The organism is Nocardia sp. NBC_01329, from assembly GCF_035956715.1.
Taxonomy (GTDB): domain Bacteria; phylum Actinomycetota; class Actinomycetes; order Mycobacteriales; family Mycobacteriaceae; genus Nocardia.
The window spans coordinates 6111644-6135975 of record NZ_CP108381.1 but is presented as its reverse complement, the minus strand read 5'-3'; the positions used below and the strand labels follow the sequence as shown (position 1 = coordinate 6135975).

The following is a 24332-nucleotide window of genomic DNA, read 5'->3' as shown; positions in this document are numbered from 1 at the left end:
GTCGGATCAGAAAGCCTCTTCCGGCATGTTCATGATGTCGGTGTCGATCGCCGCGATGATCTCCTTGGTCGCGGTGAGCGTGGGCAGCACATTCTTCGCGAAGAAACTCGCTACCCCGACCTTGCCTGTGTAGAACGGCCGGTCACGCTCGTCCGCCGCAGCCAGGGCCGCGGTCGCGACCTCCGCCTGGACCAACAGCCGCCAGCCGATCAGCAGATCACCGACCGCCAGCAGGAATCGCACCGAACCGAGGCCCACCTTGTACAGCTCGGCTGGGTCGGACTGGGCGGCCACGGTATAGCCGGTCAGCGATCCCGCCATTGCCCGGACATCCTCGAGAGCCGTGCGCAACAGTGCTCGTTCGGCGTCCAGCCGCCCGGTGGGCGAATCCAGGAACGAGGTGATCTGGCCGAAGATCTGCCCGGCCGCGGCACCTTTGTCCCGGATGATCTTGCGGAAGAAGAAGTCCTGCGCCTGGATCGCGGTGGTGCCCTCGTACAACGAGTCGATCTTGGCGTCACGGATGTACTGCTCGATCGGATAGTCCTGCAGATAACCCGAGCCACCCAGGGTCTGCAGCGATTCGGTCAGGTACTGGTAGGCACGTTCGGAACCCACACCCTTCACGATGGGCAGGAGGAAATCGTCCATCCGGTGGGCGGTTTCGGCGTCCACCCCGGAAACCAATTCCGCCACGTCGGCGTTCTGGTGGATCGCGGTGTACAGGTAGACCGCGCGTAAACCCTCGGCGTAAGCCTTCTGCGTGGCAAGGCTGCGCCGCACATCGGGGTGATGGGTGATGGCGACCCGCGGCGCGGTCTTATCCGCCATCTGGGTCAGATCGGCACCCTGCACCCGTTCCTTCGCGTACGCGAGCGCGTTCAGATATCCGGTGGACAGCGTTCCGCTGGATTTGACGCCCACCATCATTCGCGCGTTCTCGATGACCTTGAACATCTGCGCGATACCGTTGTGGTTGTCGCCGACCAGCCATCCGACGGCGGGCCGCTCGCCCCCGAAGGTGAGCTCACAGGTCGGCGAGGATTTCAGGCCCATCTTGTGTTCGACATTGGTGACGTACACGCCGTTGCGCTCGCCCAGTTCCAGGGTCTGCGGATCGAACAGGAATTTCGGTACGTAGAACAGCGACAGGCCCTTGGTGCCCGGCCCCGCGCCCTCGGGCCGCGCCAGCACCAGATGGAAGACGTTCTCCGCGGTATCGCCGACATCGGCGCCGGAGATGAAGCGTTTGACGCCCTCGATATGCCAGGTGCCGTCGGGCTGTTCCACGGCTTTGGCCCGGCCGGCTCCCACATCCGAACCCGCGTCGGGTTCGGTGAGCACCATGGTGCCCTGCCAATGCCGATCGAAACCGGCTGCAGCCCAATGTTTCTGCTGTTCGTTGCCGATGCCGAACAGTACCTGCGCCATCACCGCGCCCATATCGAAGAACACCGCCGCCGGGTTGGCGCAGGTGATCATCTCGCTGACCGCCCAGCAGAGCGCGGCGGGTGCCGGCATTCCGCCCATCTCCTCGGGCTTGCCGAGTCGGTTCCAGCCGGCGTCGCGGATGGCGTACACGGTCTTGGCGAGCGGTTCCGGGACAGTGACCGAATGGGTCTCCGGCACGAATTCCACCGGATGCCGGTCGGCGGCCGCGAAGGATTCCGCCACCGGCCCCTCGGCCAGGCGTTTGACCTCGGCCAGGATTTCGCGTGCGGTATCGGTGTCCAGATCCCCGTACGCACCGGCATCGAGAATCTTGCCCAGCTCGAACACCTCGAAGAGGTTGAACTCGATATCACGCAGATTCGCCTGGTAGTGACCCACGGCTGTCCTCCTGGTCGGTGCGGTCGGCGGCCGGGCCGACCGCCTGGTTACAGGCTTTTCGACATCGTACGAATTGAAGCGTGCCGGACTCCGCACCGGGTACGCAACCGTAGCCTCGGACCGACCGCTCACCCGGCCCCGAACGCACATCCGGGACAGGCGCGCGGCCTGCTCAACAACCCGGTTGCAACGGCCAGCACTCCACCGGGCCCCCGCGCGCGGGGATGGTCGGCTCGACCGTGGTACTCGGTGGCGCCGCCGGTTCGGCGGCAGGCCCGTCGGCCAGCAGGGAGCCGATGATCGCGCCCAGCACCATCAGCATGCCCAGTACCGCGACCGTCAGCACAGCCCAGCCGACGGCGTCCTGGGTACGACCGGAATCCGGACGGCGCCAGCTGGGCTGCTTCCGCGGTTTCCTGGGCGGCTCCGGCAGTTTGTCCTCGAAACCGGCGGCGATCAGCTCACCGCGTTCCGGCGCCCAGCCGGTGAGAGCCCGGGTCGCCGCGCAGACCCGGCCCAGGGTCCAGCGAGGCGGTCCCGGTGCGAAATTCTCCAGGAAGATCCGAAGTTCGGTGGACTCGGCCACGTTGCCGACCACCACATCCAGACCCGGTCGCAGAGTTTCCCGGCCGGGACGCAGGGCCACGCCCCGCATGGGCACCAGCACCACCGCCCCGCACAACCGCCCGGGGTCGTAGGTGGCCCGCTCGAAGGCCAGGGCGACCTCCCGCACTGCCGCCTCCAGCTGCCGCACCGGGTTCACACCGAACTCCAGTTCCAGATCCGCCGCGGCATCGCCCACCCGCCACGACCGTTCCTGGGATACCGTCAGCACTCCGCTCTGCCGGCTGCGGAAACCGACCACCTCGACCACGAGGATGCCCTGAGGCGTCCAAACCACCGCGCCGATCTGCCGGGTCCCGCGCTGGGTACCGATTCGCAGATCGACGATGGCCAGGCCGGTCGTCGGCAACTGCCGCAGACATTCCACGAATTCCTGTTCGGCCGCGGATAGTTCCGCCCGATCGTCGACCTTCACCAGCATCGTGCTCTACCTCTGCCGTGTGTCGTTACCCCTCATGCCACCACCGACCCCCGTGTCGACAACGGCCCGCCAGCCACTTTCGTACCACTCATATGTCCTGCGGTTCAGGCGAATCGACAATCAGTGCCCCGGATCGACATGTGCGCGGGCCTCAGACCCATTGGACGAGTTGATAGACGATCCCGTTCGCATCCGTTGTCTGGAAGTAGCGTTCACCCCATTCCTCGGTCTCGATCGGGGTCTCGATCGGGGCTCCGGCCGCACACAGACGGTCGTATTCGGTATCGATATCGGACACCACGAACACCACCAGCAATCCGTCCCCCGCGGCGCCGGCGGCGCGTTCGGGCTTGAAGGTGGACAGGCCCGTGCGCAGGTAGATGAGATTCATTCCCGAATCGGGATGAACGAGGGAGACGAAACCCTCGGCAGCCATCTGCTCGGTGAACCCGAAATGCGTGGTGACGAATTCCGCCGACGCAGCCGTATCGGCGACGTTGAGCGATACGGCGGTACCGGTGATTCGCATATGAACTCCCGTCATTAAACTACGTATGCTGTACGAAGTTGTTTCTACCCTCCCGCGCCGCCGCGCGCAAAGTGGTCTCGGCCCGGCACAACTACGTGCCGCTGCTGGAGATCGCCTCGCTGCTACGCGCCGTCGACCACGATCGCGAGCTCGTACTCCAGCGGGTCGGGGAATTGGCGCTGGGCTCGGACACCGGCGACCCGGAGGTGCATATCGAGCGCATCGGCTCGCTCGTCGGATTCGCCGAATGGCCCGAGCGGGAGCTGCTGATCACCGCCCTCGATATCGGCACCGGGACGCTCACCGCTCGGGCCCGCGCGGCGGCGCCGCCTCCCTGGTGCAAGCACTCGCCTCCAGCACCGCGGTTCCCGGAGTCTTCCCGCCCATCGAGATCGACGGCCGGCACTACATCGACGGCGGAGTGCGTTCCACCGTCAATGCCGATCTCGCCGTGGACCACGACGTGATCGTGATCATGGAGCCGCTGGCACATGTGTATCCACGCACCCGCGCCGACCGGGAGCTCGGTGCCGCGCGGGAGATCACGGTGCGCCCGGACGATACCGCCGTCGCCGCATTCGGCACCGATCTGTTCGCCGATGCCGCGCTGGGCCCGGCCTACGAATCGGGCGTCCGGCAGGCGGCAACGGCCGCGGCCGAATTGAAGGAATTCTGGCCCGCTACGCCCGACTGTGCCCGGTAGGCCGGTCCAGCTCAGATCGCGCGCGGGCCGCGGGCCGCGCGCAGACCACTGCGGGCCGGGCCGGGCCGGACGGTGGCCGGCTGGATCAGCGCCGCGTCCATACCGATCCGTTGCGCGAATTCACCGAGGCCGGGCGCCCCGCGGTCCATGCTGAGCAGATCCGCGGTTGTCGACCGTACCGACTTGCGCCGGTACACCTGCTCGGGAGCCAGCACCTCCGCCTCCAACAGCAGCGCGAGTGCGCGATCGGGACTGCGGCGCTGCGCCCACGCCCGGGCGGTATCGATGAGCAACCGGCCCAGTTGCCCGGGAGTGAGCCGCTCCCGGCCGATCTTGCCGGCCAGCCTGATCGCGGTACCCGCGTCGCCGAGTTCCACCGCGGCGGCGACCTCGTGCAGATCCACCGCGGTGGGACCGAATTCCGTGTGGTGGTCGTCGCGATCCGCGCCCAGGGTGGTCGCCGTCGCGCGGGCATCGGCGAGTAATTCGTAGGCCTGTTCGGCCTCTTCGGCCCGCGCGGCGATGAGCGCGAGCTGCAGGGTGAGCGCGCCGTACACACTCGATGCGCGCGGCTCGGCCCCGCGAACCAGTTCACCGAGCACCGCACGGGCACTTCCCGCGGCATGTTTCGCCTGGTCGAGGCGATGGGAACGCTGGAAGACAAAAGCGAGGCGAAATGCGCCCGCAGCCATCAGGATCGGGTCCGCGGCGCGCTGCGCCGCGGCGATCGCGCGATCGGCGGATACCCAGGCGGCGTCGAACTGCTCCAGGTCGGTGAGCGCGACCGCGTACGCCTGATAGGTGTCGGCCAGCAGGATCTCGGCCCGGCGGGAGCCGTCGGCATGAACCACCGCGGCCTCCAGTTCGGGCAGTAGCGTTTCCAGCAGAGCCAGTAGCTCGGTGTAGCGACCCAGCCGGGTGAACGTCCATGCGGCGTCCGCCCCTCGTTCGAGCCGTTCCGGATCCGGTTCGTTCCCGGCGCCGGACGCCGTTGCCAGCAGGGCGTGCTCAGACGCCGTCGCCCGCAGGGCGTGGTTACCGGTCAGCAGTAGCCGGAGCGGGACGGCGTCGGCCGGTATCCGCTCGGCCTGCGCGGTGGGCGCGGACGGCGCCAGTTCGGCGACGGGCATATCGAGCACATCGGCGATGCGCTCCAGCACATCGATCGCCTTGACCGGCCGCACTCCGCGCTCCACTTGCGAGACCCACGCCTCCGATCGTTTGATCAACGGCGCGAAGTCGCGCTGGGACAGACCCTTCCGCGCGCGGTAGTACGCGATCTTGCGGCCGATACCGGAGTTGTGCTCGGCCATCAGCGCAGCACGCCGTTCAGCACAGGCGGGCGCGGGCTTGCCGTATGCCGGTATCCGGGATGAACGCGCCCGCGAGACTCCGTCACCGAGCCGGGTACTGCCGCGCTCGTCGGGTCGTGCGTATCGAAGCGTGACACCAGTTCTCGCATAGCTGGCTCCTTCGTTGCGACTCCGGCTTGCGCCCACGGACGACAAGCTCTTCACAAATGCTAACCAGTATTTCGCTACCACCAAGGTAGCGAATTGATCCATTACCTGCCCGAGTCGGGCGCAGTCGCCTCGGACCGGACCGTGCGCCGACCCGGGAAAAGCCGAATTCCGCTGCGGAATCCCATTCCGCGGTCCGCTCGTCACTTTATATCGACGACCGCCGAGAGAAACGCGGCCGATCCCCTCCGCCGGGACCGGGTCGGCCCCGGACCTGTTGCCGTATCGGAGATCCCGACCCGGGCTGCGTCGACGCAGCCCGGCCGCGCACCGGAAGTAGCGCCGACGGAGGAACCCCTGTAATATAAGCTCAAACTTATAAAAGGAGGAAGAGATGGGTTTACTCACCGATCCGGCCGCTATCGCCGGACTGGTCACCCGAGAGGTGCGTACCAGCGAACGACAGGGGAAGATCACGCGAATCGCCGTCGCACGGCGTACCTACGCCACCGATCCGGACGATCTATGGGAAACCCTCACCGATATCGACCGGATTCCGCGATGGTTCCTGCCGATCACCGGCGAGTTGGCGCTCGGCGGCAGATATCAGCTCGAGGGAAATGCCGGAGGCGTGGTCGAAGAATGCGAACGGCCGAAACGCTTCGCGGTGACCTGGGAGATGGGGGCGATGATTTCCTGGCTCGAAATCCGGCTCGGCCCCGGCCCCGGCGGAACCGAGCTGGAATTGGTGCACGAAGCTCCCGTCGATCCGGAAATGTGGACACAATTCGGCCCCGGCGCGGTGGGCGTCGGCTGGGATCTGGGGCTGATGGGGCTGGGATTGCATCTGGAAACCCGCGCGGCCGTGGACCCCGCGGTCGGCCTCGAATTCCCACTCAGTCCGGAGGGTCTGGTGTTCGTCCGGACCGCATCCGCCGGGTGGGCGGCGGCCGCGATCGCCGACGGCGACGACCCGGCGCAGGCTCATGCGGCCGCCGAAGCGACCACCGGCTTCTACACCGTCGCCCCGGAGGAGCCGCAGCCCTGATGACCCCTGCCTCCCCGGCCCGAGTATTCGAGGCGCTCGGCGACCCGGTGCGCCGCGCGATACTGCGGCTGATGTCCGGCGGTGAACGATCCGCGGGCGCCCTGGTCGAGGAGATCCGCGCGCACACACCGATCTCGCAACCCGCGGTCTCCCAGCACCTCAAGGTGTTGCGCGAGGCCGGGCTGGTGCACGTGCGATCGGAAGCCAACCGGCGGTTCTACGCTCTGGAACCGGCGGGGATCGCCACCGCCCGGGAATGGCTCGCCGAACTGGTGGACCCGCTGGAGCAATTCGCGCAACCCCTCGACGCCCTCGCGACCGAGGTCGCCCGCGGCAAACGCGCACGACGCGAAAAGACCCCCCGGACAACGCGGGCGAATCGCACCGGCCGGACCGCCTGAACACCTCTACCACGGTGGCCGTCCGACCCAGCGCCTGATATACACCTGGGATGCGGAAGCGGGTGGCAGGTTCGGCGATCGCCCTGGTGGCGGTGCTGATCGTCGCGGCCGGCGGCTATTTCCTGATGAACTCGCGGACCTACCAACTGGCCGGGCGGCTGGTGGACCGTGTGGACACCGACGAGAAGGTGGTGGCCCTGACACTGGACGACGGCCCGTCCGAGCACGCTCCCGAGGTGCTCGGATCACTCGCCACCGCCGGTATCCCCGCCACCTTCTATCTCAACGGCCGGGATCTGACCGCCCGCCCCGACCTGGGCCGGGCCGTCGTGCAAGCCGGCCACGAGATCGGTAACCACACCTACAACCACCGCCGCATGGTGTTCGTCTCGCCCGAAACCGTCGCCGAGGAGGTCGAAGACACCGATTCCGAGATCCGGGCGGCCGGTTATCAGGGCGACATCACCTTCCGGCCGCCCTACGGCAAGAAGTTGTGGGCCCTGCCGAAATATCTCGCCGACCACGACCGTACGACGGTCACCTGGGATGTCGAACCGGAGGACGGGAACACCACCACCGCGGCCATGGTCGCCGCCGCCGTCGACCAGGTCCGTCCGGGATCGATAATTCTGCTGCACACCATGTACGCGTCCGGAGCAGCTTCCCGGGCGGCCATCGGCCCGATCGCCGCGAAGCTGCACGCGCAGGGGTACCGGTTCGTCACGATCTCCGAACTGCTCGATCGAGGCGATTCCACGCGCCCGTGATATGAACTCGGGAAATGTCGCCTTCTCCGGCGGTCCACCGCCGGGTAGGTTCGGGGCAGAGCCGCGCCGCGGGCGTCGCGACGGCGCCCGCGGCCGCAATACTTGTTCCACCGGAGAGGGCGATGTGATGGATTCGCAGGCGCGACCACGGATAACCCCCGGCCGCCTCCGCGAGCTGGGTCCGGTCAACTGGGCGGCCTGGCAGGTGCTCTCGCGGGCATCGGGCACCGCGGACGCCCAGGTGTTCAGCACCCTGGGCCGGGCGGGAAGGCTGTTTCGCGGCTGGCTGCACTTCTCCGGAATGCTGATGCCGGGTGGGCGGCTGCGTCGCTACGAGACCGAGCTGGTCATCCTGCGCGTCGCCCATCTGCGCGATTGCGAATACGAGACCGACCACCACATCCGTCTCGGACGGCGGGCGGGGATCACGCCGGAGATCCTGGAGAGGATCCGGGCCGGCGCCGACGCGGAAGGTTGGACCGATAAGCATCGGACCCTGCTCGCCGCGGTGGATCAGCTGGTCCTGACCCGCGATATCGACGATGCCGCCTGGGACCGCCTGTCCACTCATTACGACGACCGCCGCCTCATCGAGATCGTGCTGCTGGTCAATCAGTACGAGGGCCTGGCCGCCACCATCACCACGCTGCGCATCCGTCGCGACGATTTCTGACCGGCCGATCGTCGCCCGCACTCATCCTGCCGACGATTTCGACAGATCCACGGCGACTTCTCCCCTATGGATGACTCAGCGACCGCCGGTGAAAGCGCTTGCCGGAACGAATATCTCGTGCCCGGAGTCGAGGTGGGCCCATACTCCTTCCGGGCCCCATCGCGCCGAGTCGAGTGCCGGGTCGCCGGTGCCGGTGATCTCGAAATACACCGGGTGCCCGTACCCCATGTCCGGGTAGCGTCCGACCATGATCGCGTCCGGCAGCCGCCGACGCAGCAACCAGCTCTCCCGGTGCAGCAGCCCGGCATGGTAGGTCGAACCGTCGTATTCGACGCTCGCGGGTTGGGTCTCCACCCGCCACACCTCGGTGCGCACCATGCGGGTGTCGGCGAAGACCCCGAGCAATACGATCAGGAACGACAGAAGGGCGACTGCCACTCCGGGGCCCGGTCGTAACCCGGAGCGTGCGGGCGGTGACAGTTCCGGGCTCACCGCCGGAATATATCCCGGCCGCGCTTCACCGCGAAAAGGCACCGGCCCGGCACCGCGTGGAACGCGGGCGCCGGGCCGGAAAGATCCGCCGGGGCGGGTCAGAAGTTGATCATATGCCCGGCCAGGCCGTGGATGGCCTCCTGCAATGCCTCGCTGAGGGTCGGGTGCGTATGCACATTGCGGGCCAGTTCGTTGACCGTGAGGTCCCACTTCTGCGCCAGGGTCAGCTCGGGCAGCAATTCGGAGACATCGGGACCGATGAGATGCCCGCCGATGAGTTCGCCGTACTTGTTGTCCGAGATCAACTTGACGAACCCGGTGGCGTCGCCGAGGCCGTGGGCCTTGCCGTTGGCGGTGAACGGGAAGGTCGCGACCTTCACGTCGTAGCCCTCGTCGCGTGCCTGCTGTTCGGTGAGACCGAAGCTGGCGACCTGCGGCTGACAGAAGGTGGCGCGCGGCATCATCCGGTAATCGCCGAGCGGCAGCGTCTCCGCGCCACCGATGGTCTCGGCCGCGACCACACCCTGTGCTTCCGCGACGTGCGCGAGTTGCAGCTTCGCCGTGACATCGCCGATGGCGTACATATGCGCCACATTGGTGCGCATATTGTCGTCGATGGCGATGGCGCCACGTTCGGTGAGGGCGACGCCGGTGTTCTCCAGCCCGAAGCCTTCGACTCGGGGCGCGAAGCCGACGGCCTGCAGCACCTTGTCCACGGTGACGGTCTCGACCGAGCCGGACTTGTTGTCCTTGATCGCGACAGTGACCTTGGCGCCGTCGTCGTCGATGGACTGCACGGCAGCACCGGTGGTGATGGTGATCCCGAGCTTCTTGTACGCCTTGGTGATCTCCTTGGAGACATCGGCGTCCTCGTTGGGCAGCGCACGGTCCAGGAATTCCACGATCCGCACGTCCACGCCGTAGTTGCGCAGCACGTAGCCGAACTCCATACCGATGGCGCCGGCGCCGACGATCAGAATCGAACCCGGCAGGTCGCGGGTGAGGATCTGCTCCTCGTAGGTGACCACGTTCTGGCTCAGCGAGGTGCCCGGCAGCAGTTTGGTGTTGGTGCCGGTGGCGATGATGACGTTGTCGAAGGTGATCGACTCGGTGCCGCCCTTGCTCAGCTCGACCGACAGCGCGTTCGGGCCGGTGAACGAACCTTTGCCGTCGTACTCGGTGATCTTGTTCTTCTTCATCAGGAAGTGGACGCCCTTGACCCGGCCGTCCGCGACCTTACGGCTGCGGTCGAAGGCCGCTCCGAAATCGAAGGAAGCCTCCCCGCTGATACCGAAGGTTTTCGCTTCCTTGGTGAAGATATGGGCCAGCTCCGCATTGCGCAGCAGGGCCTTGGACGGGATGCAGCCGACGTTCAGGCACACGCCACCCCAGTATTTCTGCTCGACGATCGCTGTTCGCAGGCCGAGTTGAGAGGCGCGGATCGCGGCGACGTAACCGCCGGGACCAGCACCGAGAACGACGACATCGTAGTGGGAAGTCACGATGTCGAGCCTAACGCTGTTGCTGGAAGTTCACTCGCCTAGCCCCAGCAATGGTGAGGAGCTCGGGCCACCCGCTGGTTGCTCGTGGCACGGCCGCAATGACCAACGCGGTAACCGTGGTGACCGCGCGACCCCGTGACCTCGACCCGGTCGACGTCCCATCCGCGCGCCGTGCCGTCATCCGGCACCGCCCGCACAACGGGTCACGATGCCCGCACCCGGCCGCGCCGGGCAGCTCGCCGAGCCGATCCGGATGTGCGCATGCTCATCCGCACGGCAACGGCGAGCGCGAGCATTGTCGCGGCGGCCCCCACCGCCACGTACTCGATCCCGGCCGCGGCAACCGCCGCCCCGCCCGCGACCATGCCGCACGGAACCCCCGCCGCGGTGAGGAAACCCTCGGCCGAGCTGAAAACACCCAGCTCATCGGCTGGTAACTCGGCCTGGAGCGACGTCTGCCAGACGATCCCCGCCACCGAAACCGCAAAACCGGCCGTCGCGCAGCCGATGAACAGTAGAACCGGGCCGGGGGCGGACAGGCTGTACCCGGCGATCGTGACCATCTCGAGAACGACCGCGGCTGCCAGGGCGGTGGCCGCGAACGGCCAGCCGAATCGGCCCACGCCCGCCACCACGGACAACGACCCGGCCAGGGCGGCCAGCGCCATACCGGCCGCGAGCACCGCCCACCGCCCACCGCCACCGGTCCCGGTCACCGTGAGCGCCGGCCCGGCTACTGCCACCAGGCCGATCGCGAACGACACCGCGAACCACAGGCCGACCGACCAGCCCAGCCACGGCGACCGGGCGACCGTTGCGCACCACGAGTCCCGGCTCTCCCGGAACGTGGACCGCCGATCGCGGACCGTAGCTCGCACGACCGGGCCCGCGGCACGCCGCGCGTACGCCAGAGCGAGCACGTTCGATCCGAAGGTCAGCGAATCGAATACCAGGATCCAGACGAAACCCACCGTCGTGGACAATGCCACCGCCAGGGCGGGACCGACGAGCACACTGATATCGGCGACCATCGCGACCAGGCCGTTCGCGGTCCGGAGATCCCGACCGGGCACCACCCGGGGTAGCACGGTGGTCAGCGCGGGCGCGTAGAAAGCAGTGGCCGCGCCGTAGATTCCGGCCGATACCGCCATGGCCGCGAGCGAATCACGGCCGGTGGCCACCAGGACCACCGCCAGACCGCCCTGGGCGGCGATACGCACCAGATCGGACCACATCATGACAGCGAACTGGTCGCGGCGGGCGGCGGTGACCCCGGCGACGGGTGTGCAGGCGAACCGCCCTGCCCACAGGGCGATCAGGATGACGGTGAGCGAGGTGGCGGAACCGAACGCCTGTACCGAATAGACAGCGAAGGCCACCGGCACGATTCCGTCGGTGACTCCGGAACACGCGGCGCCCAGGAAAATTCCGCGGAAGGACCGCACCCGCAGCGGCCGCAAGTTGCCGCGGATGCGGGAATCGAATGCGTTGGCGGCCATATCTTCCAGATCCTGCACCGGTCGGCGGCGCGAGAAAACCGATTATCCGGTGGGACCGCCCGTCACCCCAGCAGAAAAGCGACGAGGAATCCGACCGATGTCGCCATCCCGACCCACCAGCCGCCTTCCCGGTACGCCTCCGGCATCAGCGAATCGGCGAGCACCGCGATGGTCGCACCACCGGCGAAGGCCTGGATCGCGCTGATATGGGTCGGTTCGAGGTGATCGGACAGCAGGCTGCCGGCGACGGTCACCACAACGAGGACCGCACCGGTGAGCAGCCACAGTGTGAATGCCTTGCCGGTGGAGACGTTTCGCTGCCGGTGCAGCAGTGCCGAACCTCCGATGGCCTCCGGCACATTGCCCGCCGCGATGGCGACCAGGAGCACCATGCCGCCACCCGAACTCAGCGAGACCCCCAACGCCGTGTTCTCGGGAACTCCGTCCAGCACTGTTCCGAGCATCAGCGCCCAGCCCAGCGCACCCGCGCCCTCCCGGCGTTCGAGGAGGCGGTTCGCGACCACGTACACGGTCGCGCCGAGAAACAGCGCGGCCCCGGCGGTCAGCGCTCCCGCCTGTAGGAAGGCCGGCTCGAACAGTTCGTTGGACACCGCGGCGATCATGGCGCCCGCGCCGAACGCCATCAGCGAGGCGAGCAATGGTTTGGGCAATGCCATTCGCAAACCGATGATGGCCCCGATCAGCAATGGAATTGCGGTACCGAGCCCATACAGCAGTGCGGTTCCCATAAGGTGAACACTATGTGTTGCCGGGTTATTGCAGTGGTCATGACCGGCCGGTAGAAATTATTCTAGAATTCCCCTCTAAAATACCGCTTACCTGCACAGATTCGAGCATTGTCCGATTTGGCAGTTTCATCGGCGACCCCGGTTGCGGGCAGACAACTTTCGGCAAACCCATAGCTTGCTACCGCCATGCTACGAAAGGCCCGATCGATGACGAGGGGATCAGGCTTTTCGGTATTGTTCTGCGCGATGTCACAGGAAGCGAATTCGGGACGAAGGTATGCCGGGCAGCCCGTAGAAGATCGGCAACGCGAGCGACGCGCGCGTTTTCTCGAATCCGGCCTGACGGTTTTCGCCCGAGACGGGTATGCCAATAGTTCGGTCGGCGCCATTTGCAAAGACGCGGGGTTGTCTTCCCGCCAGTTCTACGAGGAGTTCACCGGACGCGAATCCTTACTTCTGGAACTCTTCGCTCTCATCGACCGGGAATCCCGGACAGCGGTGCTCGCCTCACTCGACCAGAGCACCGAACAGAGCGCACTACAGCGGATCGACAGCGCCATCCGCGCCTATGTGCAATCCATCGGCACCGATATGCGACGGGCTCGGGTCGTGCTCGTCGAAGTGGTCGGTGCCGGAACCAAAGTCGAGAAGATGCGCGGCGAATCACGCCGAGCCTGGAGCTCGGTGCTCGCACGGGCCGCCGAGGACGCCGCACTGCACGGTGAGATCCCGACCGGCGATTACGACCTGCGCATGCTCGCCATCATCGGCGCGGTCAACTATGTGGTGGACGAATGGAGCGGAGCGCAACCCCAGCAACCGCTCGACGAGGTGATCCGGGTGCTGAGCCGGATCGTCGTGGGCGCGATCCGGGCCTGAGCACGGCGGCCGCCGCCCGGGGGTTGCGGCGGCTAGCCTCGACCCGGTGGAGACTGTTCCGATCCAGATGCCGGACGGCAGCACCGTGCCGGTGCGGTTGATCCCGGCCACGGGACCGCACCGGCATCCGGTCACGCTCGATTCACCACGTCCGGTGGTCGTGCTGATACCCGGACTCGGTGTGCCCGGCGAGTACTACCTCTATTTCGCCCGGGAACTCGCCCGCCGCGGTGTGGACGTCGCGGTGGGCGAATTGCGCGGTAACGGCGACAGCCTGCCGAAACCCAGCGCGGACAGCGGCTACGGGTACCACGAACTCGCCGCGATCGATTTTCCGGCGATCTTCGAAGTGGTCCGCACTCGCTTCCCGACCAGCACTCCGTACCTGCTGGGCCACAGCATGGGCGGCCAACTGTCGGCGCTGTACGCCGCGCGGGTCCGCGGCCGGCTCGCGGGTTTGATCTTCATCGCCTCCGGAACGCCCTACTACCGTGGCTTTCGCGGCCTGCTGGGACCGGGCATGCTGGTCGGTACCGCCGCGGTATCGCTGACGGCCGGCCTGGCCGGGTTCTGGCCCGGCGACAAACTGGGACCCAACGGTTTCGGCCGCCAGTCCAAGGTGCTCATCTCCGATTGGGCCCGGCTGGCCCGCACCGGCAAGTTCACCCCGGCCGGAGCCGATATCGACTACGAGGAACGGCTGTCCCGGCTGAAACTACCGGTCCTCTCGATCACCATGTCCGGTGACGAACTCGCCCCGCGGGCATCGGCGCGTCATCTGCTGGACAAACTGCCCGATGCCGAGACGACCACCTGGCACGAACCCCGGCCGCTGGGCCACAACGGCTGGATCCAGGACCCGGCCACGGTGGTCGACCGTATCGAGAAGTGGCTTCGCGACCGGTGACCGGCTATTCCGAGGTGCGGCCTTCGATGAGCATCTGGGTGAAGAACTCGTAGATCAGGGCCGCTTGGAACGCCGATTGTTTGTTGTCGGCCGCGCCACCGTGCCCGCCCTCGATGTTCTCGTGATACCAAACCCGGTGCCCCTGTTCCTCCAGCAACGCGGCCATTTTGCGGGCATGCCCGGGATGTACACGGTCGTCGCGGGTGGAGGTGGTGAGCAGGATCGGTGGATAGACCGCGCCGGCACCGGTTTCCATGGCCCGCTGATAGGGCGAGTACCGGCTGATGTAGGCCCATTCCTCGGGTACGTCCGGGTCGCCGTATTCCGCCATCCAGGACGCCCCGGCCAACAGCAAGTGGTAACGGCGCATATCCAGCAGCGGCACCTGGCACACGATCGCCCCGAACAATTCCGGATAGCGGGTGAGCATCACCCCCATCAGCAGACCGCCGTTGCTGCCGCCGACCGCGCCGAGTTGCGGTGCGGTGGTTATCCCGCGCGTCACGAGGTCCCGGGCGATGGAGGAGAAATCCTCGTACACCTTGTACCGGTTCTCTTTCTGGACCGAGGTATGCCACTCGGGCCCGTATTCGCCACCGCCCCGGATATTGGTCATCACATAGACGCCGCCCCGCTCCAGCCATCCGATCCCGGAGGCACCGCCGTAACCGGGCATCCGGGAGAGTTCGAACCCGCCGTAACCCGACATCACCGTGGGCCCCGGCGCGTCGCGCGTGTCGCGGTGCCGGATGACGAAGTAGGGAACCGGTGTTCCGTCGTCGGACCGGGCGAAGAACTGTTCTGTCTCGATACCGGTCGCGTCGAAGAACGCGGGTTCCTGTTTCCATTCGACCACCGGCGTACCGACCGCCCCCGCAAGCAGCGTTGTGGGTGTGGTGAATCCGCTGGTCATGAGCATGTAATCGTCCCCGCCCTCGAGCGGGTCGAGATTCATGACGCTGGTGCTCGCCATAGCTGGGGCATCGCCCAGCGGTTCGGTCCGCCAGCCCGTGGCGCCCGGGGTGAGCACGTGGAGTGCGGTCTGCACATCTCGCAGGGTCACCAGCAGCAGATGGTTCTCGGTCCAGCCGTATCCGTGCAGCGAGGTGTGCGCGTCCGGCTCGAAAAGCACCTCGAAATCACGCCCGCCGGAAAGGAACTCGGTGAAATTCGTGGCGATCAACGCACCGGCGGAATAGGTGCGGCCGCCGATCTCCCACGGAGATTTCAGCCGGACCAGCAGCCATTCCTTGTACCACGACTCACTCGCGTCCGACGGTGTCTCCAGGTGGGTCCGGGAACCGTCGTCCTGTAGCAGGAACACCTCTTCGTTGAAGAAATCTGTGGCCTGCGCGACGTAGTGCCGCTCGTAGCCGGGGGTCCGGTCGTAGCCCGCGGAAACCGAGACATCGGATACCGCGCCCTCGAAAACCGTTTCCGCGGTATCGAGTTCGGTGCCGCGTGCCCACCGCTTCGCGAGCCGCGGGTATCCGGAACCGGTGAGTGATCCCGGTCCGAAATCCGTTCCGACATAGACGGAATCGATATCGATCCAACTGATCCGTGACTTCGCCTCGGGGAGGAAATACCCACCGTCCGCCGGCGCGATGAATTCCCGCGATCGCAGATCGAATTCACGAACGACTTTGGCGTCCGCGCCGCCGCGGGACAGGCTGATCAGCGCACGGGTCTGCGATGGGCGCAACACCGCGGCACCACCCCAGACCCAGTTCTCCTCCTCGCCCGCCGCGAGCGCGTCGAGGTCGATGAGAACATCCCAGTCGGGCTCCGGTTTCACGTATTCGGCGAAGGTGGTGCGCCGCCACAGACCACGGGGGTGTGCGGCGTCGCGCCAGAAGTTGTACAGCCACCGCCCCCGCCGCCCGGGGAAGGCGATCTTGGTGTCGGTATCGAGCATGTCCAGGATCCGGCGCTGCAACGCATCGAACCTGTCGTCGGCGGCGAACCTCTCGACGACCGTCTCGTTGTGCGCCCGGGCGAAGGCCAGCGGGCGCTCACCGCTGACCTCTTCGAGCCAGAGATAGGGATCGGTTCCACTGTCCGGTGCGGCGTTCATCCGACCATTCTCACCCGGCGGGCGAAAACGGGGGCAGGCCGGTCAGCGCCTGGTACGGCGAATGCTCAGCACAACCGCCACGACCGCACCGACCGCGGCCACGATCCCAGCGCCGATCGCTGCCCAGATCACCGGGGATACCCCGTCATCGTCGCGGGCACCGCCCGCCTGCGCGGTCTCCTCCTGCGCGCTGCGCGTCTTCCCGTTCTCACCGAACACCGGATCGTCCCCGGCGCTGTCCTGATAGCGCGGCCCGGGCTCCGGATCGCCGGTGACGTCGATTTCCAGTTCGACCGGGACCGGGCCGGCCGTACGTTCGCCGTCGAGTGTCGGGCTGAGTTTGACCGCGATGTAATACCAGCCCGCCAAGGCCTGGTTCACGATATCGGCGTCGGAGTTCTCCCGGTTCGCGTAGCGGATCGGGACGGTCGCTATCGCGGGGGCATTGGCCGGCAACAGGTTCTCGGTGCCGTTGTAGGAAGTGAAAGCGGAGTCGAGTTGCACCCGATACGGCGTGTAGAGCGTCGTCCGGACGTTCGAGAGGTTATCGGTTCCGCGCAAAGAGCTCTCGCGGAACCGCACCCGGTACGCCAGCCCCTGGCCCCAATCGAGCTTCACCCGATAGAAAACGTACTCGCCACGCTGCAACGTATCCGAGTACCGGCCGGACCCGGGCAGTTCGGCCGCGACATTGAACGACCCGCCGCCCACCACGGGCCGGGGCGACCCGCTCGGCTCGCTGTATGTCACCGGGGTCGGGGCGGCCGCGGCACCTGGATCGGTGACACCGGGCTCCAGACCGATCGATACTTCCAGCGGCAGCTGCGCCGGCGCGTCGTTCGCGACGCTCGCCCATTCCAGGGTGAAGTAGTAGCGTCCCCCGCCCTTGCACTTATCGATGTTGTAGCTGCCCGTTTCGGGTTCGGCGGCACCTGCCCACACACTGCCGACCGTGAGGCTCACCCCGTCGGAGGAGCCGGTGGACGAGTCGCTCTCGAAGCCGTAGCAGTCCTGGCCGTCGGTGCCGTAGATCTTCATCTGCAGTGAATTGGTCGACTGCTCGGTCCCGTACACCCGCGGAAACGACACCGTGCCGGTGAAATACGCGGTCGCACCCTCGGGCACATCCACCGCGTAATACTGCTGTTTCTTCCGTCCCAGCACGTCGACATACTGTCCCGGCGTGACCACCGGCGCGTCCCGGTACTCCGGTGTCCCGGCGATCGGTGTACCGGTCGCGGCATAGTTGCGTAGTGCGGCAGCGGTGACGCGCGGTAGAACTTGCTCGAGGGTTTTACCGTCGACGGCGTCGGTGTAGGTGCCACCGGTGCTCTGCGCGATACAGGTCAGCTGTGCCCGGGAAGGATCGTCGACCCCGAACCCGATAGCGTGCACCACGATCTCGGATCCCTGCGCACTGAGCTCACGCGCCACATCGCAGGGGTCCGGCGGCGCACAGGTATCCAGTCCGTCCGAGACCAGGACTATCGAGCGGGGCCCTTGCTGAGGTAGTTGCGCGGCCGCGGCTCGTAGCGAGGCGCCGATCGGGGTGTAGCCGCGTGGAACGATCTGGTCCGCCGCGGCGGTCAGCGCCGGTTTGTCGATGGTTTCGGCCGGGTGCAGCACCTTGACGTCCTGGCAGCCCGCGGCCTGCTCGGCGTCCGAAGACCCCGTCGAGGTGCCGTACACCGTGAGGCCGACCTTGGACGCGTCCGGCGCCGCCGTTACGAAGCTGCGCACGGCGTTCTTGGCCGCGTCCATTTTCGTGCCACCGGTGGGGTCGGCAGCCAGCATCGAACCCGACGCATCCAATACGAGCATCGTCGGCGCGTACTCGGTACCCGCCGAATCCGGTCCCTGCTGAGCCAGAGCGGGCATCGCACCCGGAACCAAGCCGATCAGGCCTACCGCCGCAGCGGCCAGGACCCTGTTCATCATCCGCACGCTGCCGGCCCTCCATTCACGACCGCCACGTCCGGCACAACATGGCAGATCGGACCCTACGGCAATCTCGGAATATTGGCACCCCTGTGAATTCCCTACCACCGGCTATCGTCGAAAATCGAGGGCGCCGCCGCTACTTCCGCCGGTCGGCCGGGGGGCGTCCGGGACGAGATCCTCGCCACCCCGACCACGCTGATCCATACCGCGGACCGCACCCTGGTGGTCGCCTCGCAGTTCGACAGCGGCGGGCAGCGCCGAACAGGCCGAAGGCCGGCCCACCGTAACGGTGGGCCGGCCTTCGGTTCGAGAAAGGTTGCCGGGTGGCCGGACTCAGAAGTCCATGCCGCCCATGCCGCCGGTCGGATCGGCCGGGGCGGCCGAGGCCTTCTCCGGCTTATCGGCGACAACGGCCTCGGTGGTGAGGAACAGGGCCGCGATGGAGGCCGCGTTCTGCAGAGCCGAACGGGTGACCTTCACCGGGTCGGCGACACCGGCGGACAGCAGGTCCTCGTACACACCGGTATCGGCGTTCAGGCCGCTGCCGGCGGGCAGGTTGGAAACCTTTTCCGCGACGACGCCGGGCTCGAGGCCGGCGTTGAAGGCGATCTGCTTCAGCGGAGCCGACAGCGCGACCTTCACGATGTTCGCGCCGGTGGCCTCGTCACCTTCGAGCTTCAGATCGTCCAGCGCGGGGGCAGCCTGCAGCAGCGCCACGCCACCACCGGCGACGATGCCCTCTTCGACGGCGGCCTTCGCGTTGCGCACGGCATCTTCGATGCGGTGCTTGCGCTCCTTGAGCTCGACCTCGGTCGCGGCACCGGCCTTGATGACCGCAACACCGCCGGCCAGCTTGGCCAGGCGCTCCTGCAGCTTCTCGCGGTCGTAGTCCGAGTCGGAGTTCTCGATCTCGGTACGAATCTGCGCGACCCGGCCCTGGATGGCCTCCGCGTCGCCCGCACCCTCGACGATCGTGGTCTCGTCCTTGGTGACGACGACCTTGCGCGCCTGCCCGAGCAGCTCGATACCGGCGGTCTCCAGCGAGAGGCCGACCTCTTCGCTGATGACCTCGCCACCGGTGAGGATGGCGATATCGGCGAGCTGGGCCTTGCGGCGGTCACCGAAGCCCGGAGCCTTGACGGCGACGGACTTGAAGGTGCCACGGATCTTGTTCACGACCAGGGTCGACAGGGCTTCGCCCTCGACATCCTCGGCGATGATCAGCAGCGGCTTACCGGCCTGGATGACCTTCTCCAGCAGCGGCAGCAGGTCCTTGACGGTCGAGACCTTCGAGCCGACCAGCAGCAGGTAGGGGTCCTCGAGGACCGCTTCCTGACGCTCGGGATCGGTGACGAAGTAGCCCGAGATGTAGCCCTTGTCGAAGCGCATACCCTCGGTGAGCTCCAGCGACAGACCGAAGGTCTGCGCCTCTTCGACGGTGATGACGCCTTCTTTACCGACCTTGTCCATGGCCTCGGCGATCAGCTCACCGATGGACGCGTCGCCCGCCGAGATACCCGCGGTAGCAGCGATCTGCTCCTTGGTGTCGATCTCCTTGGCGGTGTCGAGCAGCTTGGCGGTGACGGCCTCGACGGCCTTCTCGATGCCCCGCTTCAGACCCAGCGGGTTCGCGCCGGCCGCGACATTGCGCAGACCCTCACGCACCAGCGCCTGGGCGAGCACGGTGGCGGTGGTGGTGCCGTCGCCCGCGACATCGTCGGTCTTCTTGGCGACTTCCTTGACCAGCTCGGCGCCGATCTTCTCGTACGGGTCCTCGAGCTCGATCTCCTTGGCGATGGACACACCATCGTTGGTGATCGTGGGAGCGCCCCACTTCTTCTCGAGCACGACGTTGCGGCCCTTCGGGCCCAGCGTCACCTTGACCGCGTCGGCGAGGGCGTTCAGGCCCCGCTCGAGACCGCGACGGGCCTCTTCGTCGTACGCAATTGTCTTGGCCATTGCGGTGAGATCCTCCAAATGATGAGGCTGACACACAGGATGACCACATTGTCGGGTCACCCTTTAGCTACGCTTGTGGCCAGGCTCGGTGCCCGCGACGGACGACCAGGGGTGTCGTGGTACCCGATCTCACCGTCCCGACCTAGCACTCTCTATTCGGGAGTGCCAAAGCCATTTTTAGCACTCGCGGGTGGCGAGTGCAAGGTCGGGTGGCGTGACGACACCGATCACCCCCGCTCCGGCCGTCGGAAGAAGTTCGGACCACCGGAGGCGGCGCCCCGAATTCAGAGGCTGTCGGTAACCCGCAGAGCAAGGGCCAGAAAAGCATCCGCGCGCCGCTCCTCCGGCGTCCGCGGCTCCCCCTCGTCGATGGTGACGAATTCGGCATCGTGCAGCAACAGCTCGGCCTCGACCCGCATGATCGCGCGAATGAACGGCGGCGCCACCTCCGGCGGTAAGTCCCCGTTGACCACGTAACTCCCGTCCGAGAGCGATTCGGTCGAAACGTAGGTCAGTGCGCGCAGCAGATCGCCCCGGTGCTCACCGGCCACCAAATCGGAGTCCGTTTCATCCGCCATTGCTATAGGTTACCGGGATACCGGCTCGGATCGAGCGCACCGGATTCTCTCCCGCGGTGACCCCGTTCACCGGCGCGAACGGGGCAGCGCAAGATCACAGGAGGGGGTCCCGGCTTCTGGATATCACCCCAGCCGGCGCGATCCCGAGCACCTTTGAATCCGCGCGACAACCGCGCGACCGTCACCCCTTCGCGACCACGATCTGTTGCAGAACCTCGTTCAATCGGGTCTCCAGCGGCTCCTTGCGCAGCCCGGCATCGGTCAGGATTCCCGAACCGTTCTCCTGCTCCAGGATGGCGAGCAGGATGTGCTCGGTGCCGATGTAGTTGTGCCCGAGCCGCAGCGCCTCTCGGAACGTCAGTTCCAGCGCCTTCTTCGATTCGGCGTCGAACGGGACCAGCCCGCTCATCTTGCCCGCCGCGGTCGCGGCCCCGAGAGCGGCGGGAGAGACCGTCGCGTCCCCGCCCACCGCGGCCAGCGTCGCGTCCCCCAGATCGGCGAGCGTGACACCTTGTTCGACGATGAGATGCCCGGCCAGACCGTCGGCCTCACTGAGCAGACCCAGCACCAAGTGACCGAGGGAGATCTCGGCACTGCCGGTGAGATTGGCGGCTTCCTGCGCGGCGACCACGACCTTGCGCGCCCGGTCGGTGTATTTCGCGAAACCCGCGTTGGGGTCCACCTCGGCGGCGGGATTACCCGGCGGCTTGGGTACGAACCGCTTCTGGGCTGCCTGTTTGCTGACACCCATACTCGCGCCGATCTCGGTCCACGAGGCGCCCGAGCGACGGGCTTGGTCGACGAAGTGGCCGATCAGATGATCGGCGACTTCGCCGAGATGCCCTGCCGTGACCACGGCGTCGGAGAGTTGTTCCAGGGCGCTGTCGGGACGAGCCTTCTTGATGACCTCGATGAGGTCGTCCAAACGTACTGTCGTCATGCGTCAACTATAGGTTGACGCAAACCGAACGTCAACCGTGAGTTGACGATAAAGCCGCCTCAGTTCCGCCCGCCGGGGCGACGCAACCGCAACCGCGAATCACCGCGCGGTACCGGTCGCCGGTTATCGGGCCGCCGCAGCGCCGGCCGCCGGATCTCCGGTCGGCGCAGTACGGGGAGCCGACGATCGGCGCGCCGCTGCGCGCGGCGCTCGGCCGGCTTGTACTGCCAGGTTTCGGGGCGGGCCGCCACCCAGCGCTGCGAGTACCACGCGAACGGGATATGCCCCAGGTAAACGACGATCAACACGAGCAGCAGCATGATCGGATATGTGATCAGCGCGGCACCGGCCAGCGCGACCAGGACCAGCAGACCGGCGGCCGCTTGCGGCGCCACCGATACCGATTTCAGGGCCAGCGTCGGAATGGTACTCACGCACAGCGCGGCGACGAATACGGTCCACAACGCGACCACCGGGAAACTCGTCCACCAGCCGTCACCGAACTCCACATACACCGCGATAGGGGCCATCGCGATCAACGCACCCGCGGGCGCCGGAACCCCGACGAAGAACTCCCGTGCCCAATCGGGCCGGGTGTCGTCGTCCAGCAGAGTGTTGAACCGGGCCAGTCGCAACACGATGCTCACCGCGAACAGCAACGCGATGATCCACCCCGAACCACTGCTCTCGCCGTCGAACATCACCACATAGAGCACCAGCGCGGGCGCCACCCCGAAGGAGATGGCATCGGAGAGCGAATCCAGCTCCGCGCCGATCTTGGTGGTGGCCGACAACAACCGGGCCAGCCGGCCGTCGAGAGTGTCCAGTACCGCGGCGGCGCCGATCATGGCGAGCGCGATCTTCAGCTCACCCGCCAGACCGAACTTCACCGCGGACATTCCCGAGCACAGCGCCAGGATCGTGACGATACTGGGCAGCAGCCTGATGGATCGGCGCCGCCTGCCTTCGATGACCTGCTCCATCACGCGTCCGCCGCCGGCAGGACCGCCAGCACCGTCTCCCCTCCGATCGTCCGCTGCCCGATATTCACCAGTAGGTCGGTACCGGCCGGGAAGTAGGTATCCACGCGGGAGCCGAACCGGATCAGGCCGTAGGTATCGCCGATGGTGACCCGGTCGCCGGGCGCAGCGTCGCACACGATGCGGCGAGCCAGCAGCCCCGCGATCTGGACCACCACGAGCTGGTGCCCGTCGGCGGTGTCGATGAGCATGCTGCTGCGTTCGTTGACCTCGCTCGCATCGGCCAGATCGGCGGATTTGAACTGCCCACGCCGGTACTGCACATCACGCACCACACCGGAGATCGGTGTCCGCTGGACGTGGACGTCCAATACGGACAGGAAGATACTCACCCGGGGCAGCGGCTCCGCACCGATTCCGAGCTCGGGCGGCGGTACCGCCGTATCGACCAGCGCCACTTCGCCGTCGGCCGGGGCGACCACCACTCCGGGCCGGTTCGGCGGAACGCGGTGGGGATGCCGGAAGAAGGTCGCACTCGCCGCGGCGGCCGCGAGCGCGAACCGACGGACCCAGCGGCGACGCCGGCCGAGGACCGCGACGCCCAGCGGAACGGCCACGAACGGTAACCCGGCCGGATGCATCGGCGGGATCGCGCTGCGCACCAGATCGGCCAGATGTGCCGGGCCGGTGGTTTCCGGGGTGCCGGGCGGAGTGGGACGGCGTGCCACTGATTCCTCTTTCGTACTCGGTTCGATCTGCGCGGACCCGGGGTGGCGACCGGTACCGCACGGATACCGGCCGAGCCTGTCGGCGCAAGCGTTCACACCTTACGCCGAACAGGCCCGTGGCACCGGGTGTCGAACCGAGGGCTACCTCCGTACGACCAACTTGACCAGGAACAACAGGATGACGGCGCCCGCCAGACAGGTGAAGAAGCTGAACCACCAGCCCCCACTGTCGACGTCGACACCGAATGCCGAGAGCAGGAAGCCGCCGATCAGGCCACCGACGACGCCCACCACGATATTGAGCAGGATGCCCTGTTGAGCATCGGTTTTCATGAGCTTGCTGGCGATCCACCCGGCGATACCGCCGATGATGATCCAGCCGATGATGCCGAGACCGAGCATGAGTTGTTCCTCGCTTGCTCTCTGGTTACCCCGCCGCGGCCGCGGCGGGGTAACGCCGCAATACCCGGACCCGGTCCCGATAACCCCGTCGAATCTCGGATATGCGATGCCGTCGCGCGGACATGGGGATAATATGAGGGTGCCTCATGTCTCCGGATTGCCCGATGGCCGCCCTCACACGGCCCACGGGTGAGGAATCCACATCGAAATCGGGTCAACCCCTCGCGGCGGACCGGCCGCAGG

The 24332-nt window shown here is 66.8% G+C and carries 24 protein-coding genes; 7 read left to right on the top strand and 17 right to left on the bottom strand.

The window, feature by feature from the left end:
- Positions 1-6: 6 nt before the first annotated feature.
- The 4 genes from OG405_RS27925 to OG405_RS27910 form a co-directional block, all read right to left on the bottom strand.
- Positions 7-1830, bottom strand: coding sequence for an acyl-CoA dehydrogenase (locus tag OG405_RS27925; RefSeq protein ID WP_327149384.1), 1824 nt, complete (start codon positions 1828-1830; stop codon positions 7-9).
- Between the two features lie 172 nt (positions 1831-2002).
- Positions 2003-2875, bottom strand: a complete 873-nt coding sequence (locus OG405_RS27920; protein ID WP_327149383.1) for a nuclease-related domain-containing protein — start codon at positions 2873-2875, stop codon at positions 2003-2005.
- A 151-nt stretch (positions 2876-3026) separates the two neighbouring features.
- Positions 3027-3404 carry a VOC family protein gene (locus tag OG405_RS27915; protein ID WP_327149382.1) on the bottom strand — a complete coding sequence of 126 codons (378 nt, stop codon included), beginning with the start codon at positions 3402-3404 and terminating at the stop codon, positions 3027-3029.
- A gap of 122 nt (positions 3405-3526) precedes the next feature.
- The gene (locus tag OG405_RS27910; protein ID WP_327149381.1) at positions 3527-3751 is read right to left on the bottom strand and encodes a hypothetical protein; all 225 of its coding nucleotides are present in this window, start codon (positions 3749-3751) and stop codon (positions 3527-3529) included.
- Between OG405_RS27910 and OG405_RS27905 the strand changes: the two genes are divergently transcribed.
- Entirely contained in the window at positions 3742-4107 is a 366-nt protein-coding gene (locus OG405_RS27905) for a patatin-like phospholipase family protein (RefSeq protein ID WP_327149380.1), read from the top strand. The two genes, OG405_RS27910 and OG405_RS27905, sit on opposite strands and share 10 nt — an antisense overlap.
- Before the next feature lie 11 nt (positions 4108-4118).
- Here OG405_RS27905 and OG405_RS27900 read toward each other — a convergent pair whose 3' ends face one another.
- Positions 4119-5420: a helix-turn-helix domain-containing protein gene (locus OG405_RS27900; protein WP_327149379.1), complete on the bottom strand. Its 1302-nt coding sequence runs from the start codon at positions 5418-5420 to the stop codon at positions 4119-4121.
- 541 nt (positions 5421-5961) lie between these two features.
- On the opposite strand from OG405_RS27900, the gene OG405_RS27895 reads away from it, so the two are divergent.
- The 4 genes from OG405_RS27895 (at position 5962) to OG405_RS27880 (ending at position 8456) form a co-directional block, all read left to right on the top strand.
- On the top strand, positions 5962-6615 hold the full coding sequence (locus OG405_RS27895) for an SRPBCC domain-containing protein (protein ID WP_327149378.1): 654 nt from the start codon (positions 5962-5964) through the stop codon (positions 6613-6615).
- Positions 6615-7016: an ArsR/SmtB family transcription factor gene (locus OG405_RS27890; RefSeq protein WP_327149376.1), complete on the top strand. Its 402-nt coding sequence runs from the start codon at positions 6615-6617 to the stop codon at positions 7014-7016. The genes OG405_RS27895 and OG405_RS27890 overlap by 1 nt, the downstream gene beginning before the upstream one ends.
- A gap of 50 nt (positions 7017-7066) precedes the next feature.
- Complete coding sequence (locus tag OG405_RS27885) at positions 7067-7783, top strand: polysaccharide deacetylase family protein (RefSeq protein ID WP_327149375.1); 717 nt, start codon at positions 7067-7069, stop codon at positions 7781-7783.
- A 127-nt stretch (positions 7784-7910) separates the two neighbouring features.
- Entirely contained in the window at positions 7911-8456 is a 546-nt protein-coding gene (locus OG405_RS27880) for a carboxymuconolactone decarboxylase family protein (RefSeq protein WP_327152557.1), read from the top strand.
- Positions 8457-8531: 75 nt separating this feature from the next.
- Here the strand turns inward: OG405_RS27880 and OG405_RS27875 are convergent, their stop codons facing one another.
- From OG405_RS27875 to OG405_RS27860, 4 genes are all read right to left on the bottom strand, one after another.
- Positions 8532-8948, bottom strand: a complete 417-nt coding sequence (locus OG405_RS27875) for a hypothetical protein (RefSeq protein ID WP_327149374.1) — start codon at positions 8946-8948, stop codon at positions 8532-8534.
- A gap of 98 nt (positions 8949-9046) precedes the next feature.
- Positions 9047-10450, bottom strand: coding sequence for a dihydrolipoyl dehydrogenase (lpdA, locus tag OG405_RS27870; RefSeq protein WP_327149373.1), 1404 nt, complete (start codon positions 10448-10450; stop codon positions 9047-9049).
- A 203-nt stretch (positions 10451-10653) separates the two neighbouring features.
- Positions 10654-11949 (bottom strand): MFS transporter, encoded by a 1296-nt coding sequence (locus OG405_RS27865; RefSeq protein ID WP_327149372.1) that lies wholly within the window; start codon positions 11947-11949, stop codon positions 10654-10656.
- Between the two features lie 62 nt (positions 11950-12011).
- A complete protein-coding gene (locus tag OG405_RS27860) occupies positions 12012-12698 on the bottom strand; it encodes a ZIP family metal transporter (RefSeq protein ID WP_327149371.1) in 687 nt (228 codons plus the stop codon).
- Between the two features lie 339 nt (positions 12699-13037).
- Between OG405_RS27860 and OG405_RS27855 the strand changes: the two genes are divergently transcribed.
- Positions 13038-13577: a TetR/AcrR family transcriptional regulator gene (locus OG405_RS27855; RefSeq protein WP_327152556.1), complete on the top strand. Its 540-nt coding sequence runs from the start codon at positions 13038-13040 to the stop codon at positions 13575-13577.
- Between the two features lie 46 nt (positions 13578-13623).
- Positions 13624-14484, top strand: a complete 861-nt coding sequence (locus OG405_RS27850; protein WP_327149370.1) for an alpha/beta hydrolase family protein — start codon at positions 13624-13626, stop codon at positions 14482-14484.
- A gap of 4 nt (positions 14485-14488) precedes the next feature.
- Here the strand turns inward: OG405_RS27850 and OG405_RS27845 are convergent, their stop codons facing one another.
- The 8 genes from OG405_RS27845 to OG405_RS27810 all read right to left on the bottom strand — a co-directional run bounded on the left by OG405_RS27845 (position 14489) and on the right by OG405_RS27810 (position 24089).
- Positions 14489-16561 (bottom strand): prolyl oligopeptidase family serine peptidase, encoded by a 2073-nt coding sequence (locus OG405_RS27845; RefSeq protein ID WP_327149369.1) that lies wholly within the window; start codon positions 16559-16561, stop codon positions 14489-14491.
- 42 nt (positions 16562-16603) lie between these two features.
- Entirely contained in the window at positions 16604-18499 is a 1896-nt protein-coding gene (locus OG405_RS27840) for a vWA domain-containing protein (protein WP_327149368.1), read from the bottom strand.
- A 336-nt stretch (positions 18500-18835) separates the two neighbouring features.
- Positions 18836-20461, bottom strand: a complete 1626-nt coding sequence (gene groL / locus OG405_RS27835) for a chaperonin GroEL (RefSeq protein WP_327149367.1) — start codon at positions 20459-20461, stop codon at positions 18836-18838.
- A 284-nt stretch (positions 20462-20745) separates the two neighbouring features.
- Positions 20746-21039 carry a hypothetical protein gene (locus tag OG405_RS27830; RefSeq protein WP_327149366.1) on the bottom strand — a complete coding sequence of 98 codons (294 nt, stop codon included), beginning with the start codon at positions 21037-21039 and terminating at the stop codon, positions 20746-20748.
- Between the two features lie 181 nt (positions 21040-21220).
- Positions 21221-21979 (bottom strand): Clp protease N-terminal domain-containing protein, encoded by a 759-nt coding sequence (locus OG405_RS27825; RefSeq protein ID WP_327149365.1) that lies wholly within the window; start codon positions 21977-21979, stop codon positions 21221-21223.
- 59 nt (positions 21980-22038) lie between these two features.
- A complete protein-coding gene (locus OG405_RS27820; RefSeq protein WP_327149364.1) occupies positions 22039-22962 on the bottom strand; it encodes a CDP-alcohol phosphatidyltransferase family protein in 924 nt (307 codons plus the stop codon).
- Complete coding sequence (locus tag OG405_RS27815; RefSeq protein ID WP_327149363.1) at positions 22962-23687, bottom strand: phosphatidylserine decarboxylase; 726 nt, start codon at positions 23685-23687, stop codon at positions 22962-22964. Before OG405_RS27815 ends, OG405_RS27820 begins: the two co-directional genes overlap by 1 nt.
- 141 nt (positions 23688-23828) lie before the next feature.
- On the bottom strand, positions 23829-24089 hold the full coding sequence (locus tag OG405_RS27810; RefSeq protein WP_327149362.1) for a GlsB/YeaQ/YmgE family stress response membrane protein: 261 nt from the start codon (positions 24087-24089) through the stop codon (positions 23829-23831).
- Between the last annotated feature and the right edge of the window lie 243 nt (positions 24090-24332).

What these genes read in the sequence shown, in the direction of transcription:
- OG405_RS27880 (WP_327152557.1), top strand. Translation starts at nt 7,911, where the DNA reads ATGGATTCGCAGGCGCGACCACGGATAACCCCCGGCCGCCTCCGCGAG.
- OG405_RS27810 (WP_327149362.1), bottom strand. Translation starts at nt 24,089, where the DNA reads ATGCTCGGTCTCGGCATCATCGGCTGGATCATCATCGGCGGTATCGCC.
- OG405_RS27920 (WP_327149383.1), bottom strand. Translation starts at nt 2,875, where the DNA reads ATGCTGGTGAAGGTCGACGATCGGGCGGAACTATCCGCGGCCGAACAG.
- groL (WP_327149367.1), bottom strand. Translation starts at nt 20,461, where the DNA reads ATGGCCAAGACAATTGCGTACGACGAAGAGGCCCGTCGCGGTCTCGAG.
- OG405_RS27890 (WP_327149376.1), top strand. Translation starts at nt 6,615, where the DNA reads ATGACCCCTGCCTCCCCGGCCCGAGTATTCGAGGCGCTCGGCGACCCG.
- OG405_RS27900 (WP_327149379.1), bottom strand. Translation starts at nt 5,420, where the DNA reads ATGGCCGAGCACAACTCCGGTATCGGCCGCAAGATCGCGTACTACCGC.
- OG405_RS27885 (WP_327149375.1), top strand. Translation starts at nt 7,067, where the DNA reads ATGCGGAAGCGGGTGGCAGGTTCGGCGATCGCCCTGGTGGCGGTGCTG.
- OG405_RS27895 (WP_327149378.1), top strand. Translation starts at nt 5,962, where the DNA reads ATGGGTTTACTCACCGATCCGGCCGCTATCGCCGGACTGGTCACCCGA.
- OG405_RS27840 (WP_327149368.1), bottom strand. Translation starts at nt 18,499, where the DNA reads ATGATGAACAGGGTCCTGGCCGCTGCGGCGGTAGGCCTGATCGGCTTG.
- OG405_RS27865 (WP_327149372.1), bottom strand. Translation starts at nt 11,949, where the DNA reads ATGGCCGCCAACGCATTCGATTCCCGCATCCGCGGCAACTTGCGGCCG.
- OG405_RS27845 (WP_327149369.1), bottom strand. Translation starts at nt 16,561, where the DNA reads ATGAACGCCGCACCGGACAGTGGAACCGATCCCTATCTCTGGCTCGAA.
- OG405_RS27915 (WP_327149382.1), bottom strand. Translation starts at nt 3,404, where the DNA reads ATGCGAATCACCGGTACCGCCGTATCGCTCAACGTCGCCGATACGGCT.
- OG405_RS27820 (WP_327149364.1), bottom strand. Translation starts at nt 22,962, where the DNA reads ATGGAGCAGGTCATCGAAGGCAGGCGGCGCCGATCCATCAGGCTGCTG.
- OG405_RS27860 (WP_327149371.1), bottom strand. Translation starts at nt 12,698, where the DNA reads ATGGGAACCGCACTGCTGTATGGGCTCGGTACCGCAATTCCATTGCTG.
- OG405_RS27830 (WP_327149366.1), bottom strand. Translation starts at nt 21,039, where the DNA reads ATGGCGGATGAAACGGACTCCGATTTGGTGGCCGGTGAGCACCGGGGC.
- OG405_RS27825 (WP_327149365.1), bottom strand. Translation starts at nt 21,979, where the DNA reads ATGACGACAGTACGTTTGGACGACCTCATCGAGGTCATCAAGAAGGCT.